We start from the raw sequence: 19,266 nt of genomic DNA, 5'->3' as shown, positions 1-19,266 counted from the left end.
TTGGCCACGGCGAAACCCAATGCAAGCACGCAAGCCAAGAACACGGCGAAGTACGGCGACCTGAAGCGCCGGCTGATGTTCCTGGTGCTGGCCCTGATCGTGTACCGCATCGGAGCGCATATTCCGGTGCCGGGAATTGATCCGGAACAGCTTGCGAAGCTTTTCCAGAGTCAGTCAGGTGGCATCCTCGGGATGTTCAACCTGTTCTCGGGCGGTGCGCTGTCGCGCTTTACCGTCTTCGCGCTCGGCATCATGCCGTACATCTCGGCGTCGATCATCATGCAATTGCTGACGATCGTGCTGCCGCAGCTGGAGTCGTTGAAGAAGGAAGGGCAGGCGGGTCAACGCAAGATCACGCAGTACACGCGCTACGGCACGGTGGTTCTGGCCACCTTCCAGGCGCTGTCGATTGCAGTCGCGCTGGAATCTCAGCCTGGTCTGGTGATCGATCCGGGCCTGTTGTTCCGGGCTACGGCAGTGATCACGCTGGTGACCGGTACGATGTTCCTGATGTGGCTGGGTGAGCAGATCACCGAGCGGGGTCTGGGCAACGGTATCTCGATCATCATCTTCGGCGGTATCGCAGCGGGCTTGCCCAACGCGATCGGCGGGCTCTTCGAACTGGTTCGCACTGGTTCCATGAGCATCATTGCTTCGATCCTGATCGTGGCAATCATCGCCGGTGTTACCTTCGCCGTGGTGTTTGTCGAGCGTGGCCAGCGCAAGATCCTGGTGAACTATGCCAAGCGTCAGGTCGGCAACAAGGTGTATGGCGGTCAATCGTCGCACCTGCCGCTGAAGCTGAACATGGCAGGGGTGATTCCGCCGATCTTCGCATCGTCGATCATCCTGTTCCCGGCGACCATCGCGGGCTGGTTCACGTCTGACTCGACGAGCGCTGCCGGCCGGTTCATCAAGGACCTGGCTGCGACGCTTTCGCCGGGACAGCCGGTCTACATCCTGCTGTACGCTGCTGCAATTATATTTTTCTGCTTCTTCTATACGGCTCTTGTGTACAACAGCCGGGAAGTCGCGGATAACCTGAAGAAAAGCGGTGCCTTCATTCCGGGCATTCGTCCGGGCGAGCAGACGACGCGCTACATCGACAAGATTCTTGTCCGTCTGACGCTGGCTGGTGCGATCTACATCACACTGGTCTGCCTGTTGCCGGAATTCCTGGTACTGCGCTGGAACGTTCCGTTCTATTTTGGCGGAACCTCGTTGCTGATCATCGTGGTCGTCACGATGGACTTCATGGCCCAGGTCCAGTCCTATGTCATGTCGCAGCAATATGAGTCCCTGCTGAAGAAAGCGAATTTCAAGGGTAATCTGACCTTGCGCTGAAGCCGGGTCGGTACAGGCTAGGTATGGCAAAAGACGACGTCATCCAGATGCAGGGGGAGGTCCTGGAAAACCTCCCCAACGCGACGTTCCGCGTCAAACTGGAAAACGGCCATGTAGTGCTGGGCCATATCTCCGGCAAGATGCGAATGAACTACATCCGGATTCTTCCGGGTGATCGGGTGACGGTTGAACTGACCCCATATGATCTGTCACGCGCGCGCATCGTCTTTCGGACGAAGTGAAGCGAACAGGAATTGAAGGAAGAGGAAAATCATGAAAGTGCTGGCTTCTGTTAAGCGCATTTGCCGCAACTGCAAAGTTATCAAGCGCAACGGTGTCGTGCGCGTGATCTGCTCGTCGGATCCCCGCCACAAGCAACGCCAAGGCTAATCGGAAAGAGGATTGACGAATGGCACGTATCGCAGGGGTTAACATCCCGAACCATAAGCATACCGAGATCGGCCTGACGGCTATTTACGGTATCGGCCGCTCGCGCGCCCGCAAGATTTGCGTGGCCACCGGCGTTCCCTTTGACAAGAAGGTCAAGGACCTGACCGACGGCGACCTGGAAAAGCTTCGTGACGAAGTAGCCAAGGCCACGGTTGAGGGTGACCTGCGTCGTGAAACCACGATGAACATCAAGCGTCTCATGGACCTTGGTTGCTATCGTGGCGTCCGTCACCGCAGGGGTCTCCCGATGCGCGGTCAGCGCACCCGCACCAACGCCCGTACCCGCAAGGGTCCGCGTAAGGCCGGCGTGGCTCTGAAGAAGTAAAGCCGAAGGCAGAGGAAGAAACTAATGGCAAAAGGTCCGAATAACGCCGCCCAGCGCGCGCGTAAGAAGGTCAAGAAGAACGTTGCCGACGGCATTGCGCACGTCCACGCTTCGTTCAACAACACCATCATCACGATCACCGACCGTCAGGGCAATGCCCTGGCATGGGCAACCTCGGGTGGCCAGGGCTTCAAGGGTTCGCGTAAGTCGACGCCCTTCGCAGCTCAGGTTGCTGCAGAGAACGCCGGCCGCGTGGCGCAAGACCAGGGTATCAAGAACCTGGACGTGCGCATCAAGGGCCCCGGCCCTGGCCGTGAATCGGCTGTGCGCGCGTTGAACGCGCTCGGCATCAAGATCTCGATTATCGAAGACGTGACGCCAGTGCCGCACAACGGCTGCCGTCCGCCCAAGCGTCGTCGGATCTAAGCGCCGGTGTGATACCCGGGCCGCGGGTGAGGTCTTCCTCGCCCTCTGCCCGGTGTGGTAACATCGCACGTTGACCTGCTGCATATGCTTTGCGGCAGGTTTTCGTTTTGCGTTTTTGTGTCTGGTGATTGGCTTGATGGCCCGTCGCCCGATGCTAGTAGTCAGTCATATGCTTTTGCGCATGCCCTTTTGGGGAATGCGCTGGATAAGCCCACCGTCTGCCACTCACGCGTCCCTCGAACGGACGGAGAAGGCGGACTCGCGGCGCGTCAAACAAGGCGCCGCGATCGATCAGGAAGGAAGATAAAGTGGCACGTTATATCGGCCCGAAGGCCAAACTCTCCCGTCGTGAAGGTACCGACCTGTTCCTGAAGAGCGCACGCCGCTCGCTTGCAGACAAGTGCAAGCTGGACAGCAAGCCGGGCCAGCACGGCCGCACCTCGGGTGCTCGCACCTCCGACTACGGCAACCAACTGCGCGAAAAGCAGAAGGTCAAGCGTATCTATGGCGTGCTCGAGCGTCAGTTCCGCCGCTACTTCGCTGAAGCCGATCGCCGCAAGGGCAACACCGGCGAGAAGCTGCTGCAACTGCTGGAATCGCGCCTGGACAACGTCGTGTACCGCATGGGCTTTGGCTCGACCCGCGCTGAAGCGCGCCAGCTGGTGTCGCACAAGGCGATCCTGCTGAACGGTCAAGCCCTGAACGTGCCGTCGGCGCAAGTCAAGGCTGGTGACGTCATCACCATCCGCGAGCAGTCGAAGAAGCAAGTCCGTATCGCCGAAGCGCTGTCGCTGGCTGAGCAATCGGGTTTCCCGGCATGGGTTGCCGTGGACGCGAAGAAGTTCGAAGGCACCTTCAAGCAAGTGCCGGATCGCGCCGATATCTCGGGTGACATCAACGAAAGCCTGATCGTCGAGTTGTATTCGCGTTAATCACTCGAATTCTGACCGACACCATCGAACGGCCAGAGGCTTGCGTTTCCCGCCAAGCTTCACATTCAGCCCGACGCGCTGCCGCGCGTCGGGCTTATTGCCCATCGTGCGATGGGATTTTCAGGTTCCAAACGTCAGCCTTATCGGTGTAACGAGCCGAGGGTATTGAAAAGGACAACCTAATGCAAACAGCACTACTCAAGCCTAAAATTATTGCCGTGGAGCCGCTCGGCGACCATCACGCGAAGGTCGTGATGGAGCCGTTCGAGCGTGGCTATGGCCATACGCTCGGTAACGCCCTGCGTCGCGTGCTGCTGTCGTCGATGGTCGGTTATGCGCCGACCGAAGTCACGATCGCTGGGGTGGTCCATGAGTACTCCACCATCGATGGCGTGCAGGAAGACGTAGTCAACCTGCTGCTGAATCTGAAGGGTGTGGTCTTCAAGCTGCACAACCGCGACGAAGTCACGGTCTCGCTGCGCAAGGAAGGCGAAGGCGTTGTGACGGCTGCCGATATCGAGCTGCCCCACGATGTCGAGATCATCAACCCCGGCCACGTGATCGCTCACCTGTCGGCCGGCGGCAAGCTCGATATGCAGATCAAGGTCGAACAAGGCCGTGGTTATGTGCCGGGCAACGTGCGCAAGTTCGGCGACGAAGCGGGCAAGGTCATTGGCCGCATCGTGCTGGACGCTTCGTTCTCGCCGGTGCGCCGCGTTTCGTACGCAGTCGAATCGGCTCGTGTGGAACAGCGTACCGACCTCGACAAGCTGGTGATGAACATCGAAACCGACGGCGTGATTTCGCCCGAAGAAGCGATTCGTCAATCGGCGCGCATCCTGGTCGACCAGTTGTCGGTGTTCGCCGCGCTGGAAGGCACCGAGTCGTCGGCGGAAGCCGCTTCGAGCCGTACGCCGCAGATCGATCCGATCCTGCTGCGCCCGGTCGACGACCTGGAGCTGACCGTGCGTTCGGCCAACTGCCTGAAGGCCGAAAACATCTACTACATCGGCGACCTGATCCAGCGTACCGAGAATGAGCTGCTCAAGACCCCGAATCTGGGTCGCAAGTCGCTCAACGAAATCAAGGAAGTGCTGGCTTCGCGCGGCCTGACCCTCGGCATGAAGCTCGAGAACTGGCCGCCCGCAGGGCTGGAGAAGTAATAGCCAGGCGCGGTGGCGGGCTTGTCCAGCCGCCGCGCCAGGTCATCGCGGCGACCGGCATGTGCCGGCTGCCTTAATAGACTACCGGCCCGCGCCGAACCGGAGATTGCTCCGGCCAAGCGATAGAAGAGCTGGTCAAACATTGCAATAAAGGAATCATCATGCGTCACCGTCATGGTTTGCGGAAACTGAACCGCACCTCGTCGCACCGCCTCGCGATGCTGCGCAACATGTCCAACTCGCTGTTCCAGCACGAGCTGATCAAGACCACCCTGCCCAAGGCCAAGGAACTGCGCAAGGTTGTCGAGCCCCTGATCACGCTGGCCAAGAAGGACACCGTTGCCAACCGCCGCCTGGCTTTCGCCCGTCTGCGCGACCGCGACATGGTCACCAAGCTGTTCAACGAACTCGGCCCGCGTTACAACGCGCGTCCGGGTGGCTACACCCGTATCCTGAAGTTCGGTTTCCGCCAGGGCGACAATGCGCCGATGGCGCTGGTCGAACTGGTTGACCGCCCGGAAATCACCGAAGCGCCGGCTGAAGAAGCAGGCGAATAAGGAAGATTCCGTCCCGGCACGCTTGCGACCGTTGGTCGCGGCGAGCCGCGCGGACACCGCTTACAATCGAGCCAGGCTACATGCCTGGCTCTTTTGTTTTCCGGGGCCGGTGCGCCGGAGTCTGGCCGCGGGGCAGCCTGTGGCCTGGGAGGACGATCTGATGAGCGAAGCAATCTTGGTGATGACATCGCTGCCGGACGCGGAGTCCGCGGGGCGTGTGGCAAGGGCCGTGCTGGAGTCGAGGCTGGCGGCATGTGTGAACCGGCTGGCGCCGTGCGAGTCCGAGTACTGGTGGCAAGGTGAGATCGAAAGCGCACGCGAGTGGCCACTGCTGATCAAAACCACCCAGGAGCGTTATGCCGCGCTGGAGGCAGCGATTCGGCTAGCGCACCCCTACGAGGTGCCTGAGATCGTGGCGATGCCGCTGGTCGCGGGATTCGCGCCGTATCTGGCCTGGGTGGCGCACGAAACCCGAACGACCACGGACGAAGGCGACAGTGCGTAAGGATAGTGGTTGCTGCGCCGACTCAAACTGATGCTGGCAATAGGCACCGCGGCCGGGGACCGGCACGATGATGCGAGCGCAATGCGGATACAACGAATGACATTTCAAAGGCAGGGCATGAGTTTCGGTGTGAGCGCGAACGCCTCGGATGGCTGGGGGGACGGGCAAGCCGTGCGGCATAGTGCCGCAGTGCAGCTACTGATCATGCTGCTGGCCTCGCTCTGGCTGTGCCTCGCTGGCGTGGCGCATGCCGCCGATGACGACTTCCTACCACCGGAACAGGCCTTCCGGTTTGCTGCCCATCAGGCCGATGCGAAGACGATCGAAGTTCGCTTCGACGTGGCGGATGGCTATTACCTCTACCGCGATCGTTTTGCCTTTGCGGCGCAGCCTGCGTCCGTCAAGCTGGGTGCGCCGGTGTTCCCGCCCGGCAAGGTCAAGTTCGACGAGACGTTCGGCAAGGAGATGGAAACCTATCACGGCGGGCTGACCATCCGCGTGCCGGTGGAGTCTGCACCGGCCGACGGTAAATGGTCGCTGGTGGTGACTTCCCAGGGCTGTGCCGACAAAGGCCTGTGCTATCCGCCGCAGGAAAGTGTGTTCAAGGTCGGCGGTGGTGTGCTTGACGGACTGTTCGGCAAGCGGGCACCGGCGGACTCCAGCAGCATCGGCAATAGCCCGCCCGCCGCAAGCGGCGACGCGGCCGGCCCCTCCTCCGCCCTGCTGGCCGCCACGGCCGACGAGAACGACCGCATCGCTGGCGCCCTGGCCAGCCGCAACCTCGGCGTGATCGCCGCGCTGTTCTTCGGCCTGGGCCTGCTGCTGACCTTCACGCCATGCGTGTTGCCGATGGTGCCCATCCTGTCGTCGATCGTGGTGGGCGAGCACGTCACGCGCAAGCGCGCCTTGCTGGTCTCGCTGTCCTATGTGCTCGGCATGGCAGTGGTCTACACGGGGATCGGCGTGGCGGCGGGCCTGCTCGGTGAGGGCCTCTCGGCGGCGCTGCAGGCGCCCTGGGTGCTGGTTGCCTTTGCGCTGCTGATGGTGGCGCTGTCGCTGTCCATGTTCGGTCTCTATGAGTTGCAGCTGCCGCAGCACTGGCAGACCCGGCTGACGGCATCGTCCAACCGCCGCCAGGGCGGGCAGCTTGCTGGTGCCGCAGCCATGGGCGCGATCTCCGCGCTGATCGTCGGGCCGTGCGTGACGGCGCCACTGGCCGGCGCGCTGGCCTATATCGCGCGCACTGGTGATGCCGTGGTCGGCGGCGGTGCGTTGTTTGCCATGGCGCTCGGCATGGGCGTGCCGCTGGTGCTGGTGGGCGTGGGGGCGGGCAACCTGCTGCCGCGCGCCGGGCGCTGGATGGAGACGACCAAGCGCTTCTTTGGCTTCCTGCTGCTGGGCGTGGCGCTCTGGATGGTGAGCCCGGTGCTGCCCGCGTGGGCACTGATGGCGGGCTGGGCTGCGCTGCTGCTGGTTGGTGCTGTCTTCCTGAGCGCCTTCGATTCACTCGGCCCAGATGCGCATGGCTTGGCCAGGGTAAGCAAGGGCCTGGGCCTGCTGGCGGCGCTGGCAGGCGCCATCCTCCTGGTCGGGCTGGCATCCGGCGGCCGGGACCCCCTGCAGCCGCTGGCGCACCTGAGCGCCGCGCGCTCGGCGCCGGAAGCGGCGACCGGCGGCGCGTCCGAGCTACGGTTCGAGCGGGTCCGCTCGGTTGCGGAGCTCGACGCGCGCGTGGCGCAGGCCGCCGCCGCCGGCAAGCCGGTGCTGCTCGATTTTTATGCGGACTGGTGCGTGAGCTGCAAGGAGATGGAGCGCTTCACTTTTACCGATGAGCGCGTACGGGCGCGGCTGTCCGAGGTCGTGATGCTGCAGGCGGATGTCACCCGGAACAACGCCGATGACCGCGCGCTGCTAAAGCGCTTCGGCCTGTTCGGCCCCCCGGGCATCATCCTGTACGGCGCCGACGGGCGCGAGCGGCCGGTCCGCGCGATCGGCTATCAGCCGGCCACGCGGTTTCTCGACACGCTGTCGCGCGCACTCGATACCAAAGCGAATACCTGAGACACGCCTGAGACATACCTGAAATACCCGATGCTCCGAAGCGGTAGCTTCGGCTGGCGCCGGCTAGCCTTTCTCCAGCCGGCGCCCCAGCGCCCATACCGCGGCCAGCACCACCACCACAGCTCCCATCAGCCCCAGCGACCACCAGAAGCCCTGGGGCTCGCGCAGCCATGGCATGCGGTCGAAGTTCATGCCGAAGATGCCGGTGATCAGCGTGAGCGGCATGAACAGCGCGGTGATCAGTGTCAGCGTGCGCATGGTGCGATTGGTGCGGTGCGCTACCGAAGAGAAGTGAATCTGCACCGCGGACTCGATCGAGTCCTCCAGCCGGCGCGCATGCGCGAGCACGCGCGAGATGTGCTCCATCACGTCGTTGATCCGCACCAGCAGCGCATCGTCGCGGCCCGCCGTGCTTGGCGCACCTGGCGTGCCTGCGGCGGGTCCTTCACTCGCGATGCTATAGCTGTTGTCGAGCAGGCTGTCGCGGAACTCTTGCAGCGCGTCGTGCTGCTCCTCGCACAGGTGCTCCAGCCGCCGCAACTCGATGCGGGCATCGAGCAAGCCCTCCCAGCTGGAAAAGCTGCGCCGCGCGTTAAGCAGCGCGCGCTGCCACCGGTCGAGCTGGCGCGTCAGCGGCGCTCGCAGGTCCAGATAGCGGTCGACCATGGCGTTGAGCAGCCGCAGCATCAGGTCTTCCGGGCGCGTTGGCGGGCGGATGCCATGCACCAGCGCGGCGTGGCCGTTGGCTCGTGTCTTTGACGCCGCTTGCGGCCGCGGCGCCTGGCACAGCTCAAGCAGGCGCTGGCGCACCTGGTCCAGCGTGCGCGATTGCGCGGGCCGTACCGTCAGCAGGACGTTGTCAAAGACAAAGAACGTGACCGGCTGGGTATCTATCTTGGCCAGCGCGGGCAGGAAGCCCGGCGGGTAGCGGCGCGGCTTGGCTGGCGTACTGGGTTTTGCCGCGGACTGCGGGCCGGCTGTCGCGCATGCCGTGGCCGAAGCCACGGGCTGGCCCGGCATCGTCGGCATGTCCACCGCGGCGGTGGCCGAGGCTGCCGCCGTTGCAGTCGCGCTCGTCCCGGATGCCGCGGCCCCCTCTGCGCCAGCCTCGGCGATCAGCCGGCTGGTCTCGAAGGTGAGCTTGCGGAAGATCACCATGTCGTAGACATGGGTCGTATCGAAATACGACGGATGCGACGGGTTGGTGGCATCGATGAGATGCAGGTCCAGCACCGGGGCGCCCGTCAGCGCCTGGACGCTGTCGCGCCAGGCCGTCGGCGCGGCGCTGATTTCCTCGATCGGCGTGTCGACCCAGACGAAACGGGCCGCTGCATTGCCGGCGAGGAAGTCGCGCGCCGCGTCGAGCGAGGCGAGCGGATGGACCTGGCTGGCGGAAAAGCCTAGCAGCTGCATCCGGGCCGGTTCAGCGCGTGAGCAGGCGAGCGGCGTCGCGTGCGAAATAGGTCAGGATGCCATCGGCGCCGGCGCGGCGGAAGGCCAGCAGCGATTCCATCATGACCTTGTCGTGATCCAGCCAGCCATTCTGGGCTGCGGCCTTGAGCATCGCGTACTCGCCGCTGACCTGGTAGACGTAGGTGGGGAAACGGAACTCGTCCTTCACGCGCCGCAGGATGTCGAGGTAAGGCATGCCGGGCTTGACCATCACCATGTCAGCGCCTTCCATGATGTCCTGCGCCACTTCGCGCAAGGCTTCGTCGGAGTTGGCCGGGTCCATCTGGTAGGTCATCTTGTTGCCCTTGCCCAGGTTGGCCGCCGAGCCCACTGCATCGCGGAACGGGCCGTAGAAGGCCGAGGCGAACTTGGCCGAATAAGCCATGATCCGGGTATGGATATAGCCGCCGTCTTCCAGCGCCGCGCGCACGGCGCCGATGCGCCCGTCCATCATGTCCGAGGGCGCCACGATATCCACGCCGGCCGCAGCCTGCGTCAGCGCTTGCTTGACCAGGATCTCCACCGTGACGTCGTTGATCACATAGCCGTCGTCGTCCAGCACGCCGTCCTGGCCGTGGCTGGTGTACGGATCCAGCGCCACGTCGGTCAGCACGCCCAGTTCCGGGAAGCGGTCCTTGAGCGCGCGCACGGCACGCGGGATCAGGCCTTCGGCGTTGGTCGCCTCGATGCCGTCGGGCGTTTTCAAGGCCGGATCGATCACCGGGAACAGCGCGATGACCGGGATGCCGAGTTTCACGCAGTCTTCCGCCACCGGCAGCAGCAGGTCAATCGACAGACGCTCCACGCCGGGCATGGACGCCACGCTCTCACGCTGGTTATGGCCGTCGACGATGAATACCGGATAGATCAGGTTATCTGGCGACAAGCGGTTCTCGCGCATCAGCCTGCGTGAGAAATCATCACGGCGCATGCGGCGCGGACGGTACTCGGGAAATGTGGACATGGCTTGAGAGAGGAGTCGAAAAAGAAGTGCGGGAGTCTGCCGGGCGGCTGGCGCGATGTGGCTGGCGAGTGCCTGGCCAGGCCGCTTGCGAAAGAAAAACTAAACTTTTGATCTCGCCCGCTATCATACTCGCGGACACTCTGCGTTGCGCTTGCGTGATGCAGCGTCCCCCGCTACTCCTCCCTGAGCGGGTACCCGCCCTTAACCGGTGGGAAAGTTCGCCCCCGTTGCTTGCAACGGGGTTTTTTTTGCCGGCTCATTTACCGATTGACTTGTCGATTCGGCAGCAGGGCGGGCGCAGGGGTGGGTACGCTTTTTGGCGCCAGCAGATCAGTTCGCGGGCGTGTCGGGAGGCGCATCGTCCGCAGCGGTATCTGGTTCCGCTTCCGGTTCAGCTTGCCGCGCAACTGCGGCCTTGCTCTCCTGGGCTGCGGGCGGCAGCGCCTCGGGCAGGGACAGCCAGCCCGCCACCACGCGCTGGGCTTCCTCGATGCCGCGGCGCTTCAGGCTGGAGAACAGCTGCGCGGTCAGGGGCACGGGCGTGTCCAGCTGCTCTGCGTAGCCGGCCAGCACCTTGCGGGTTTCGCGCAGGGCCAGGGCGTTCTCGCTGTTGGTCAGCTTGTCGGCCTTGGTCAGCAGCACGTGAATGGGCCGGCCTGTGGGCAGGAACCACTCGACCATCTGGCAATCCAGGTCGGTAAAGGGGCGGCGCGCGTCCATCATCAGTACCAGTCCGGACAGTTGCGAGCGGGTCTGCACGTAGTCGCTCAGCAATGCTTGCCAATGGAACTTGGCCGACCCCGAGACCTGCGCATAGCCGTAGCCGGGCAAGTCGACGAGGAAGGCGAGCGGGTCCGGCGCCTTGACCGGGGCCACGCCGAAAAAGTTGATGTGCTGGGTGCGGCCCGGCGTGCGCGACGAGAAAGCCAGCCGCTTCTGGTTGCAGAGGATGTTGATGGCGGTGGATTTGCCGGCGTTGGAGCGGCCGGCGAACGCCACTTCCGGCACGGCCGTGGCAGGCAGGTCGCGCAGATGATTGACGGTAACGAAAAAGCGGGCCTGATGTAGGAGGGACATGCGCTTGGGCGATGGGGCGGGTGGGGGCGGGCTGCCGCCTGGATTCAGGCGGGTTCGCCGGCGTCACCGCGCCGATGTGAGTGATGTGGGCGGCACATGTGGCCGCCTGGATGGCCGGGGCTGGCGTCTGGCCGCGTCGCGGCGCGCACATCCTCTATCCGGCACACGATTTATTGTACAATAACGCGGTTAACGGCCTCCCGATTAGGTGACGCGCGGCATCCTTGGTCGCGCATTTATCTGGCAGGGAAGTCTTGCGTGTCCGTTCCATCGTGGTAGCAAGCCTGTTGGTCTAGTCCCTGTTACGGCGCCGAAACCCGGCGCCGGCGCAAGAGGGCCAACCGGGGGTCTGGGCCTGCTACCGGGATATTCGCACGGTCTGCCGCTCTCGTTCGCACGGGGGCGGTGCCATCCGGCTTTCGTCTGGGCGTTTTCTGGCTTCAGGCGAGCCGGCGGTCCGTCGTGATGAATTTCCGATGTCAAAGTGCCTGTCCATCGCGTCCTCACCGCGGGCAGTGTCCTGAACGGCGTGCCCCATGGATTTCAAAACAATTCAGACAAGGTGTGCGAATGAACCGCATTGCGAAACTTCTGGCTGTTGTGGCGCTGGCTCTGCCGGCAACTGCCATGACCGGTCTGGCATCTGCCGCAGAGCAGGCCGCCGCAAAGGCTGATCCGGCCAAGGGCGAAACCCTCTACACGCAAGGTGCCCCTGATCGCAATGTCCCGGCTTGCCTGAGCTGCCATGGCGCCAACGGTAACAGCGGCGGCGCCGCCAACCCGAAGCTGGCCGCCCAGCACCCGGAATACGTGCACAAGCAGCTCGACGACTTCAAAGCCAAGGCTCGCAACAACGCCATCATGTCGCCGTACGCGGCCGCCTTGTCCGAGCAGGAAATGAAGGACGTCGGCGCCTACCTGGCCAAGCAGACCCTCAAGCCTGCCACCGCCAAGAACAAGGACACCATCGAGGCCGGCCAGAAGATCTACCGCGGCGGCATCGCGGCCAAGGGCGTGCCGGCCTGCGCGGCTTGCCACGGCCCGACCGGCGCCGGCATTCCCGCCCAGTACCCGCGCATCGGCGGCCAATGGTCCGAGTACACTGAAGCGCAACTGGTTGCGTTCCGCCAGGGCACTCGCAAGAACAATCCCGTGATGACCACCATCGCCGCCAAGATGTCGGACGCCGAGATCAAGGCTGTGGCCGATTACGTCGCAGGGATTCGCTAAGTCGTTCCGCGCCGGGTAGCCGGAGCACCGCAGCGGGCCTCGCCACTCGCGAGGCGCCACGCCCAGGTGCAACCAAGCAGCCCGGCAACAATCGAAGAGGGTGGCCTGCGCGAGCAAGTCCACCCTTTTTCATTTCAAGGCCGAGGGCCCCACTGCACATGTCCACCGCTTCCACGTCAGGACTGCACCTGAAGACTTCTCACCGCCTGCTACGCGACGCGGTTGAGCTGCTGTCCTCGATGCGTTTCGCCATCGCGCTGCTGACGGTGATTGCGATTGCCAGCGTGGTCGGCACCGTCCTCAAGCAGAACGAGCCCTATCCCAACTATGTGAACCAGTTCGGTCCTTTCTGGGCTGACCTGTTCCACGCGCTGTCGTTGCAGAAGGTTTACAGCTCCTGGTGGTTCCTGCTGATCCTGACCTTCCTGGTGATCTCCACCTCGCTGTGCCTGACCCGCAACGCGCCCAAGATGATCAAGGACATGCGCTCGTGGAAGGACCATGTGCGTGAGCGCAGCCTGCGGTCCTTCCACCATCACGCCGAGTTCGATTCGGGCCGTCCTCGCGCCGATGCGGTGACGCGTCTCACCGCGCTGCTGGCCAATCGCGGCTACCGTATCAAGAGCGTTGCGCATGAGGGCGCCACCTTGCTGGCCGCCAAGGCGGGCGCGGCCAACAAGCTGGGCTACATCCTCGCGCATACCGCCATCGTGGTGATCTGCGTCGGCGGCCTGCTCGATGGCGACATGCTGATCCGCGCGCAGATGTGGTTCGGCGGCAAGAGCCCGATCAGCGGCAACGCCGTGATCAACGACATCCCGCCCGAGCACCGTTTGTCGGTCAACAATCCGGGCTTTCGCGGCAACGCCTTCGTGCCGGAAGGCTCGACGGTGTCCACCGCTATCCTGAATATCTCGGACGGCGCGCTGGTGCAGGACCTGCCGTTCAATATCACGCTGAAGAAGTTCACCGTCGAGCATTACTCGACCGGCATGCCCAAGCTGTTCGCCTCCGACGTGGTCATCACCGACCGCGCCACCGGCCGCAAGACCGAGGCCACCATCAAGGTCAACGAGCCGCTGGTGGTGGATGGCGTGGCCATCTACCAGTCCAGCTTCGAGGATGGTGGCTCCAAGCTGAAGTTCGTTGGCTACCCGATGCAGGGTACTAGCGACAAGACCTTTGCCTTTGCCGGCACCGTGGGCGCCAACGCGCCACTGAGCGGCACGGGCAACGCGGCCGACGCCGAGGGCTTGACGGTCGAGTTCAGCGATTTCCGCCTGATGAATATCGAGAACGTCACCGATGCATCGGGCAAGCCGGACGCGCGTGGCGTTGCGCGCAAGTCGCTCAACGAGAAGCTCGAGTCGCACCTGGGCTCGGCAGTCAATCCTGACCGTGCAAAGGAGTTGCGCAACGTTGGCCCTTCGGTGCAGTACAAGTTGCGCGACCGCAACGGCCAGGCCCGCGAATTCAACAACTATATGGTGCCGGTGCAACTCGACGGCCAGTCGGTCTTCCTTGCCGGCATGCGGGATACGCCTAGCGAGCCGTTCCGCTACCTGCGCATCCCGGCCGACGAGCAAAACAGCGTGGCGGACTGGATGCGCTTGCGAGCCGCGCTGCAGGACCGCGCGATGCGCAGCGAAGCCGCGCGCCGCTTCGCACTTGCCTCGATGCCGGGCGAGGATCGCGAAGTATTGCGCGGCCAGTTGGCCGAGAGCGCTCTGCGCGCGCTCGACCTGTTTGCCGGCGCCTCGCGCAGCAACCCGCAAGCCCCGCCGGGCGGCTTCACCGCGATTGCCGCCTTTCTGGAAAAGTCCGTGCCGCCGGCCGAACAACAGAAAGCCGCGGATGTGCTGCTGAAGATCCTCAATGGCTCGATGTGGGAGCTCTGGCAGTTGGCGCGCGCGCAAGACAAGTTGCCGGTAGTGCCAAATAGTGCCCAGAGCGGCGCTTTCATGCAGCAGGCCATCAATGCACTGTCCGACAGTTTCTTCTACACCGCGCCGGTTTTCCTGCAGCTCGACGACTTCACGGAAGTGAAGGCCAGCGTGTTCCAGATGACCCGTGCGCCAGGGAAGAACATCGTGTATCTTGGCTGTCTGCTGTTGGTGCTGGGCGTGTTCTCGATGTTCTACATCCGCGAGCGCCGCGTCTGGCTCTGGGTGAAGGATCCCGCAGATTCCGCCGGGGGACAGGGCGCCGCCAGCCATGTGCTGATGGCCATGTCCACGCAGCGCCGTACACTGGATTTCGAGAAAGAGTTTGTCGCGCTGCGCGACGATGTAGGCCGCGCGGCCGGCAGTATCGACACGACCAGCGCCCGCAATTAAGCAGGAACCACTATGTCTTCGAATGTGAATCAGGCCAGGCCGGGCATGCACGAGAGTCCGGCAGGCGTTGCCGCGAGTGGCGCCGAGCAGGCCTACCTGGAGCCGTCGTTCCTGCGCCGGCTGGGCTGGGTCGACTGGCTCTTTGCCTTGATGCTGGCAGTTGGCGCGGGCTTCGCGCTAGCGCGCTACGGCGAGTGGATGAATGTCTACGACAAGGGCGTGCTGATCGCCGCGGTGCCTACCTTCGCGCTGCTGGGATGGCACTGGAAGCCGGTGCGGCTGCTGATGGTGACGCTGACCGTGTTGTCGCTGTTCGCGATCCAGCTCTACCAGGGCCAGTTGCCGCGCGCCGAGCAGGCCTTCTTCCTCAAGTACTTCCTGTCGAGCCAGTCCGCCATCTTGTGGATGAGCGCCCTGGTGTTCCTGTCCACCCTGTTCTACTGGGGCGGCTTGCTGGCGCGCTCGGAGACCGGGCTGCAGATCGGCAGCAAGATGGTGTGGGCAGCGGTGGTGCTGGGCTTTACCGGCATGCTGGTGCGCTGGTACGAGTCCTACCTGATCGGCGCGGACATCGGCCACATCCCCATCTCCAACCTGTACGAAGTGTTCGTGCTGTTCACGCTGATCACCTCGTTGTTCCACCTGTATTACGAAGGCCGTTACAAGACCCGTGCGCTGGGGCCGTTCGTGATGCTGGTGGTATCGGCGGCGGTCGGTTTCCTGCTGTGGTACACGGTCAGCCGCGATGCGAGCGAGATCCAGCCGCTGGTGCCCGCGCTGCAGAGCTGGTGGATGAAGATCCACGTGCCGGCCAATTTCATCGGCTACGGCACCTTCGCCCTGGCCGCCATGGTGTCGGTGGCCTACCTGCTCAAGCAGCATGGCATCCTAGCCGAGCGCCTGCCCTCGCTCGAAGTGCTCGACGATGTGATGTACAAGGCAATCGCAGTGGGCTTTGCCTTCTTCACCATCGCCACCATCCTGGGTGCGCTGTGGGCGGCGGAGGCCTGGGGCGGCTACTGGAGCTGGGACCCCAAGGAAACCTGGGCCCTGATCGTCTGGTTGAACTACGCGGCCTGGCTGCACATGCGGCTGATGAAGGGCCTGCGCGGCACCATGGCGGCCTGGTGGGCGCTAGTGGGTTTGCTGGTCACGACCTTCGCCTTCCTGGGCGTCAACATGTTCCTTTCCGGCCTGCATAGCTACGGCGAGCTCTGACCCGGGTGTTGCGCCGCAACGAGAAAACCTGCCCATCGCGCCGATGCGGCAGGTTTTTTTTCGCCCGAATGGAATAAAGCCGTCACATCCGGTGTTTACTGAAGGGACGGCGCCGGCTGGCGGTGCCGCATCGCATGGAGATCGACATCATGGCCCTTTCCCGTCCCAACGCAGTCGCTTCCCTCGCATCGTTGTCCCGTCCCGCCGTGCTCGCGCTCGCTTCTGCAGCGGTCCTGCTGTCCGCCTGTTCGGGCATGGGCAGCATGGGTGGCAGCGCCGGCGATATGCCGCCCACGGTGAAGGTTGCCGGTGGCACATTGACCGATCCCCAGGGCCTGACGCTCTACACGTTCGACCGTGACACGGCCGGCAAGAGCGCTTGCAACGGCGGCTGCGCCACCAACTGGCCGCCCCTGATGGCCGCGCCCGGCACCAGCGCCACGGGCGACTACAGCGTGATCACGCGCGACGATGGCGGCAAGCAATGGGCCTATCGCGGCAAGCCGCTCTACCGTTTCTCCAAGGATGCCAAGCCGGGCGACCGCACGGGCGACAACTTCAACAACGTCTGGCACGCGGCAACGCCCTGATACGGGCCGGGGCAGCCTGACGGCATGGACGGCTTCGACCGCCAACTGGTGGCGCTGGCGCCGCGCTTGCGGCGCCACGCCCGGGGCCTGACCGGCGACACGGCATCCGCCGACGACCTGGTGCAGGACACGCTGGAGCGCGCGCTGCGCTACCGCTGGCGCTTTCGCCTGCGCGCGGGCGCCTGGTGGGGCGATGGCGCGGATGGCCTGCTGTCTTGGCTGCTGACCATGATGCACCGGCTGCGCGTGAACGCATACCGTCGCGCCGACCTTGTGACCTATACCGACACGCTGCCCGACGTACCCAGTGCTGCGCCTGAGCCCGGCCTGCGGCTGGATTTGGCGCGGGCGCTGGCCCGCTTGCCCGAGGCGCAGCGCGCGGTGATGCTGCTGGTCGGCCTGGAGCAGCTCAGCTATGCCGAGGCAGCGCAGGTGCTGGCGGTGCCGGTGGGCACCGTGATGTCCCGGCTGTCGCGGGCTCGGGAGCAGATGCGCATGCTGATGGACGGCGCGCCAGCCAAGGCGGCCGAGGCGAACCCGCAGGCCGCCGGCCATGCGGCCGGACTGCAGCGAGTCAAATGATGTCCCCAGTCAACGAAGCCGATCTCCACGCCTATGCCGATGGCCAGCTCGACCCCGCCCGACGCGCCGAGGTGGAGGCGTACCTGGCCGCCCATCCCGAGGCCGGGGAGCGCGTGGCAGGCTGGCGGCGGCAGACAGACGAATTGCACGCGGCCTTCGACGGCGTGCTCAACGAACCGGTGCCGCTAACGGCACTTGCGCCAAGGCTGCGGGGCAGTAGCCGCGATGCGGCGCGGCGACCCGCCGGCTGGGGCATGGCGTTGGCCGCCAGCATTGCCTCGCTGGCGGCAGGCGGGGCAATCGGGTGGATTGCGCACGATCGCGCGGACACGCTGGCGGCCGGGGCGCCGTCGGTGGAGCGCTTCGCGCGCGAGGCGCTGGCCAGCCACGTCGTCTATGCGCCGGAGGTGCGCCATCCGGTCGAGGTGGCGGCCACCGATGAAGCCCATCTTGTTGCCTGGCTGTCCAAGCGCCTGGGGGCACCGCTGCGGGTGCCGGACCTGCGCGCTCAGGGATTCCACCTGATCGGGGGCCGTCTTGGCGTGGCCGAGGGCGGCCCATCGGCCATCCTGATGTACGAGGCCGACGACGGCACCCGGCTGTCGCTGCAACTGCGGCACATGGCGCGCGACACGCCCGATACGGGCTTCCGGCTGGAGCGCATGGGCCCGGGGCCAAGTGAGCGTTCCGCCGCCGCGGCGCGTACCATGGCCTTCTACTGGGTAGACCGGGATCTTGGCTTCGCGCTGGCCGGGCCGCTGGAACGCGCACCCTTGCTGGCACTGGCTGAGGCCGTTTACCGGCAGTATCAGGGCGGTTGAGCCTCGGTCATGCGTTGCGCGGAGCGCCCCGCATCCGATTGCCGGCTGCAATGCGTACGTAGGTCAGGCGACGCGACGGCGACGTCGGGCCCTGAAAAAGTTGTCAGGATTCCCTCGCACCAACCGACTCAAGCCCAAGTCCAATCGTGCAGGCCGGCCCCACCCGGGACAGGCACGAACGGTGAACCGCATTTTGCATTTGGCACGCAACGAGGAACAACGATGCTGATCCCCTCTCCGAAATGGCTGCGCGGCGACGATATTGCCGCCAGCGAGATCACGCCCCGCGGTGTTTTCGACGCACGGCGCCGCCTGCTGGCGCTGGCTGCAGCGGGCGCAGCGGGGAGCACGCTGGCGCCATGGTTCGCCCGCGATGCGCATGCCCAGGCGCCGCGCGGGCAGAAACTGCCGGCCACGCCCAACAATGCCTTCGTAGTGCCCGAGAAGCGCACGCCTTACGAGGACGTCACCACGTACAACAACTACTACGAATTCGGCACCGACAAGGCGGACCCGGCGCGCAATGCCGGCACGCTGCGGACCCGGCCGTGGCAGGTCGCGGTCGAAGGCCTGGTGAAGAAGCCCAAGGTCTACGACATCGACGAACTCGTGCGCCTGATGCCGATGGAAGAGCGGGTCTACCGGCTGCGCTGCGTGGAGGGCTGGTCGATGGTGATTCCGTGGAGCGGCTACGCGCTGGCCGAGTTGGTCCGCCGCGTCGAGCCGCAGCCGGGCGCGAAGTACGTGGAGTTCGTCACCCTCAACGACAAGAAGCAGATGCCCGGTGTCAGCGCCCGCGTGCTGGACTGGCCTTACACCGAAGGGCTGCGCATGGACGAAGCGATGCACCCGCTGACCTTGCTGGCCTTTGGACTTTACGGAGAGGTGCTGCCCAACCAGAACGGCGCGCCCGTGCGCGTGGTGGTGCCCTGGAAGTACGGCTTCAAGAGCGCCAAGTCCATCGTCAGGATCCGCTTCGTCGACAAGCAGCCCGCCACCAGTTGGAACCTCGCCGCGGCGCAGGAGTATGGCTTTTACTCCAACGTGAACCCGGACGTGGATCACCCGCGCTGGAGCCAGGCTACCGAGCGCCGCATCGGCGAGGACAAAGGCGGCGGCTTTGGCGCGCTGTTCGCGCCCAAGCGCAAGACGCTGCCGTTCAACGGCTACGGGCAGCAAGTGGCGTCGCTGTACCAGGGCATGGACCTGCGGAAGTTCTTCTGATGGCGCCCC

Annotated in this window: 20 protein-coding genes; 17 read left to right on the top strand and 3 right to left on the bottom strand. The window is 64.5% G+C overall.

Features of this window, described 5'->3' with window-relative positions:
• From secY to dsbD, 10 genes are all read left to right on the top strand, one after another.
• The gene (gene secY, locus A9975_RS19445; RefSeq protein WP_150985743.1) at positions 1-1,344 is read left to right on the top strand and encodes a preprotein translocase subunit SecY; all 1,344 of its coding nucleotides are present in this window, start codon (positions 1-3) and stop codon (positions 1,342-1,344) included.
• Positions 1,345-1,367: 23 nt separating this feature from the next.
• Complete coding sequence (gene infA / locus A9975_RS19440) at positions 1,368-1,586, top strand: translation initiation factor IF-1 (protein ID WP_006160436.1); 219 nt, start codon at positions 1,368-1,370, stop codon at positions 1,584-1,586.
• Positions 1,587-1,617: 31 nt separating this feature from the next.
• Positions 1,618-1,734 (top strand): 50S ribosomal protein L36, encoded by a 117-nt coding sequence (gene rpmJ, locus A9975_RS19435; RefSeq protein ID WP_006160433.1) that lies wholly within the window; start codon positions 1,618-1,620, stop codon positions 1,732-1,734.
• A gap of 19 nt (positions 1,735-1,753) precedes the next feature.
• Positions 1,754-2,119, top strand: a complete 366-nt coding sequence (gene rpsM, locus A9975_RS19430) for a 30S ribosomal protein S13 (RefSeq protein ID WP_006160431.1) — start codon at positions 1,754-1,756, stop codon at positions 2,117-2,119.
• A 24-nt stretch (positions 2,120-2,143) separates the two neighbouring features.
• Complete coding sequence (gene rpsK, locus A9975_RS19425; RefSeq protein WP_006160430.1) at positions 2,144-2,545, top strand: 30S ribosomal protein S11; 402 nt, start codon at positions 2,144-2,146, stop codon at positions 2,543-2,545.
• Positions 2,546-2,853: 308 nt separating this feature from the next.
• The gene (gene rpsD, locus A9975_RS19420) at positions 2,854-3,477 is read left to right on the top strand and encodes a 30S ribosomal protein S4 (RefSeq protein ID WP_006160429.1); all 624 of its coding nucleotides are present in this window, start codon (positions 2,854-2,856) and stop codon (positions 3,475-3,477) included.
• Positions 3,478-3,659: 182 nt separating this feature from the next.
• A complete protein-coding gene (gene rpoA, locus A9975_RS19415) occupies positions 3,660-4,640 on the top strand; it encodes a DNA-directed RNA polymerase subunit alpha (protein WP_006160428.1) in 981 nt (326 codons plus the stop codon).
• Positions 4,641-4,801: 161 nt separating this feature from the next.
• The gene (rplQ, locus tag A9975_RS19410) at positions 4,802-5,197 is read left to right on the top strand and encodes a 50S ribosomal protein L17 (RefSeq protein ID WP_006160427.1); all 396 of its coding nucleotides are present in this window, start codon (positions 4,802-4,804) and stop codon (positions 5,195-5,197) included.
• A gap of 160 nt (positions 5,198-5,357) precedes the next feature.
• Complete coding sequence (gene cutA / locus A9975_RS19405) at positions 5,358-5,702, top strand: divalent-cation tolerance protein CutA (protein WP_183034205.1); 345 nt, start codon at positions 5,358-5,360, stop codon at positions 5,700-5,702.
• Between the two features lie 117 nt (positions 5,703-5,819).
• On the top strand, positions 5,820-7,763 hold the full coding sequence (gene dsbD, locus A9975_RS19400; RefSeq protein ID WP_183034221.1) for a protein-disulfide reductase DsbD: 1,944 nt from the start codon (positions 5,820-5,822) through the stop codon (positions 7,761-7,763).
• Positions 7,764-7,826: 63 nt separating this feature from the next.
• On the opposite strand, the gene A9975_RS19395 is transcribed toward dsbD, so the two are convergent.
• From A9975_RS19395 to yihA, 3 genes are all read right to left on the bottom strand, one after another.
• Positions 7,827-9,176, bottom strand: a complete 1,350-nt coding sequence (locus A9975_RS19395) for a magnesium transporter CorA family protein (RefSeq protein ID WP_183034204.1) — start codon at positions 9,174-9,176, stop codon at positions 7,827-7,829.
• Positions 9,177-9,186: 10 nt separating this feature from the next.
• Complete coding sequence (hemB, locus tag A9975_RS19390) at positions 9,187-10,179, bottom strand: porphobilinogen synthase (protein ID WP_150985740.1); 993 nt, start codon at positions 10,177-10,179, stop codon at positions 9,187-9,189.
• A gap of 330 nt (positions 10,180-10,509) precedes the next feature.
• Positions 10,510-11,256 (bottom strand): ribosome biogenesis GTP-binding protein YihA/YsxC, encoded by a 747-nt coding sequence (gene yihA, locus A9975_RS19385; RefSeq protein WP_183034203.1) that lies wholly within the window; start codon positions 11,254-11,256, stop codon positions 10,510-10,512.
• A 570-nt stretch (positions 11,257-11,826) separates the two neighbouring features.
• Between yihA and A9975_RS19380 the strand changes: the two genes are divergently transcribed.
• From A9975_RS19380 to msrP, 7 genes are all read left to right on the top strand, one after another.
• Complete coding sequence (locus A9975_RS19380) at positions 11,827-12,486, top strand: cytochrome c (RefSeq protein WP_043350320.1); 660 nt, start codon at positions 11,827-11,829, stop codon at positions 12,484-12,486.
• 158 nt (positions 12,487-12,644) lie between these two features.
• Entirely contained in the window at positions 12,645-14,822 is a 2,178-nt protein-coding gene (locus A9975_RS19375; protein ID WP_183034202.1) for a cytochrome c biogenesis protein ResB, read from the top strand.
• A 45-nt stretch (positions 14,823-14,867) separates the two neighbouring features.
• Complete coding sequence (ccsB, locus tag A9975_RS19370; protein WP_183034220.1) at positions 14,868-16,040, top strand: c-type cytochrome biogenesis protein CcsB; 1,173 nt, start codon at positions 14,868-14,870, stop codon at positions 16,038-16,040.
• 149 nt (positions 16,041-16,189) lie between these two features.
• Positions 16,190-16,630 (top strand): hypothetical protein, encoded by a 441-nt coding sequence (locus A9975_RS19365; RefSeq protein ID WP_183034201.1) that lies wholly within the window; start codon positions 16,190-16,192, stop codon positions 16,628-16,630.
• Between the two features lie 24 nt (positions 16,631-16,654).
• Complete coding sequence (locus A9975_RS19360) at positions 16,655-17,212, top strand: RNA polymerase sigma factor (protein ID WP_183034200.1); 558 nt, start codon at positions 16,655-16,657, stop codon at positions 17,210-17,212.
• Positions 17,209-18,033: an anti-sigma factor gene (locus A9975_RS19355; RefSeq protein WP_183034199.1), complete on the top strand. Its 825-nt coding sequence runs from the start codon at positions 17,209-17,211 to the stop codon at positions 18,031-18,033. Before A9975_RS19360 ends, A9975_RS19355 begins: the two co-directional genes overlap by 4 nt.
• A 222-nt stretch (positions 18,034-18,255) precedes the next feature.
• Positions 18,256-19,257 (top strand): protein-methionine-sulfoxide reductase catalytic subunit MsrP, encoded by a 1,002-nt coding sequence (gene msrP, locus A9975_RS19350; RefSeq protein WP_183034198.1) that lies wholly within the window; start codon positions 18,256-18,258, stop codon positions 19,255-19,257.
• The last annotated feature ends 9 nt before the right edge of the window (positions 19,258-19,266 follow it).

Source organism: Cupriavidus sp. UME77, assembly GCF_014170355.1.
GTDB lineage: Bacteria > Pseudomonadota > Gammaproteobacteria > Burkholderiales > Burkholderiaceae > Cupriavidus > Cupriavidus basilensis.
The sequence above is the reverse complement of the archived record's forward strand: the minus strand, read 5'-3'. Positions and strand labels throughout refer to the sequence as shown.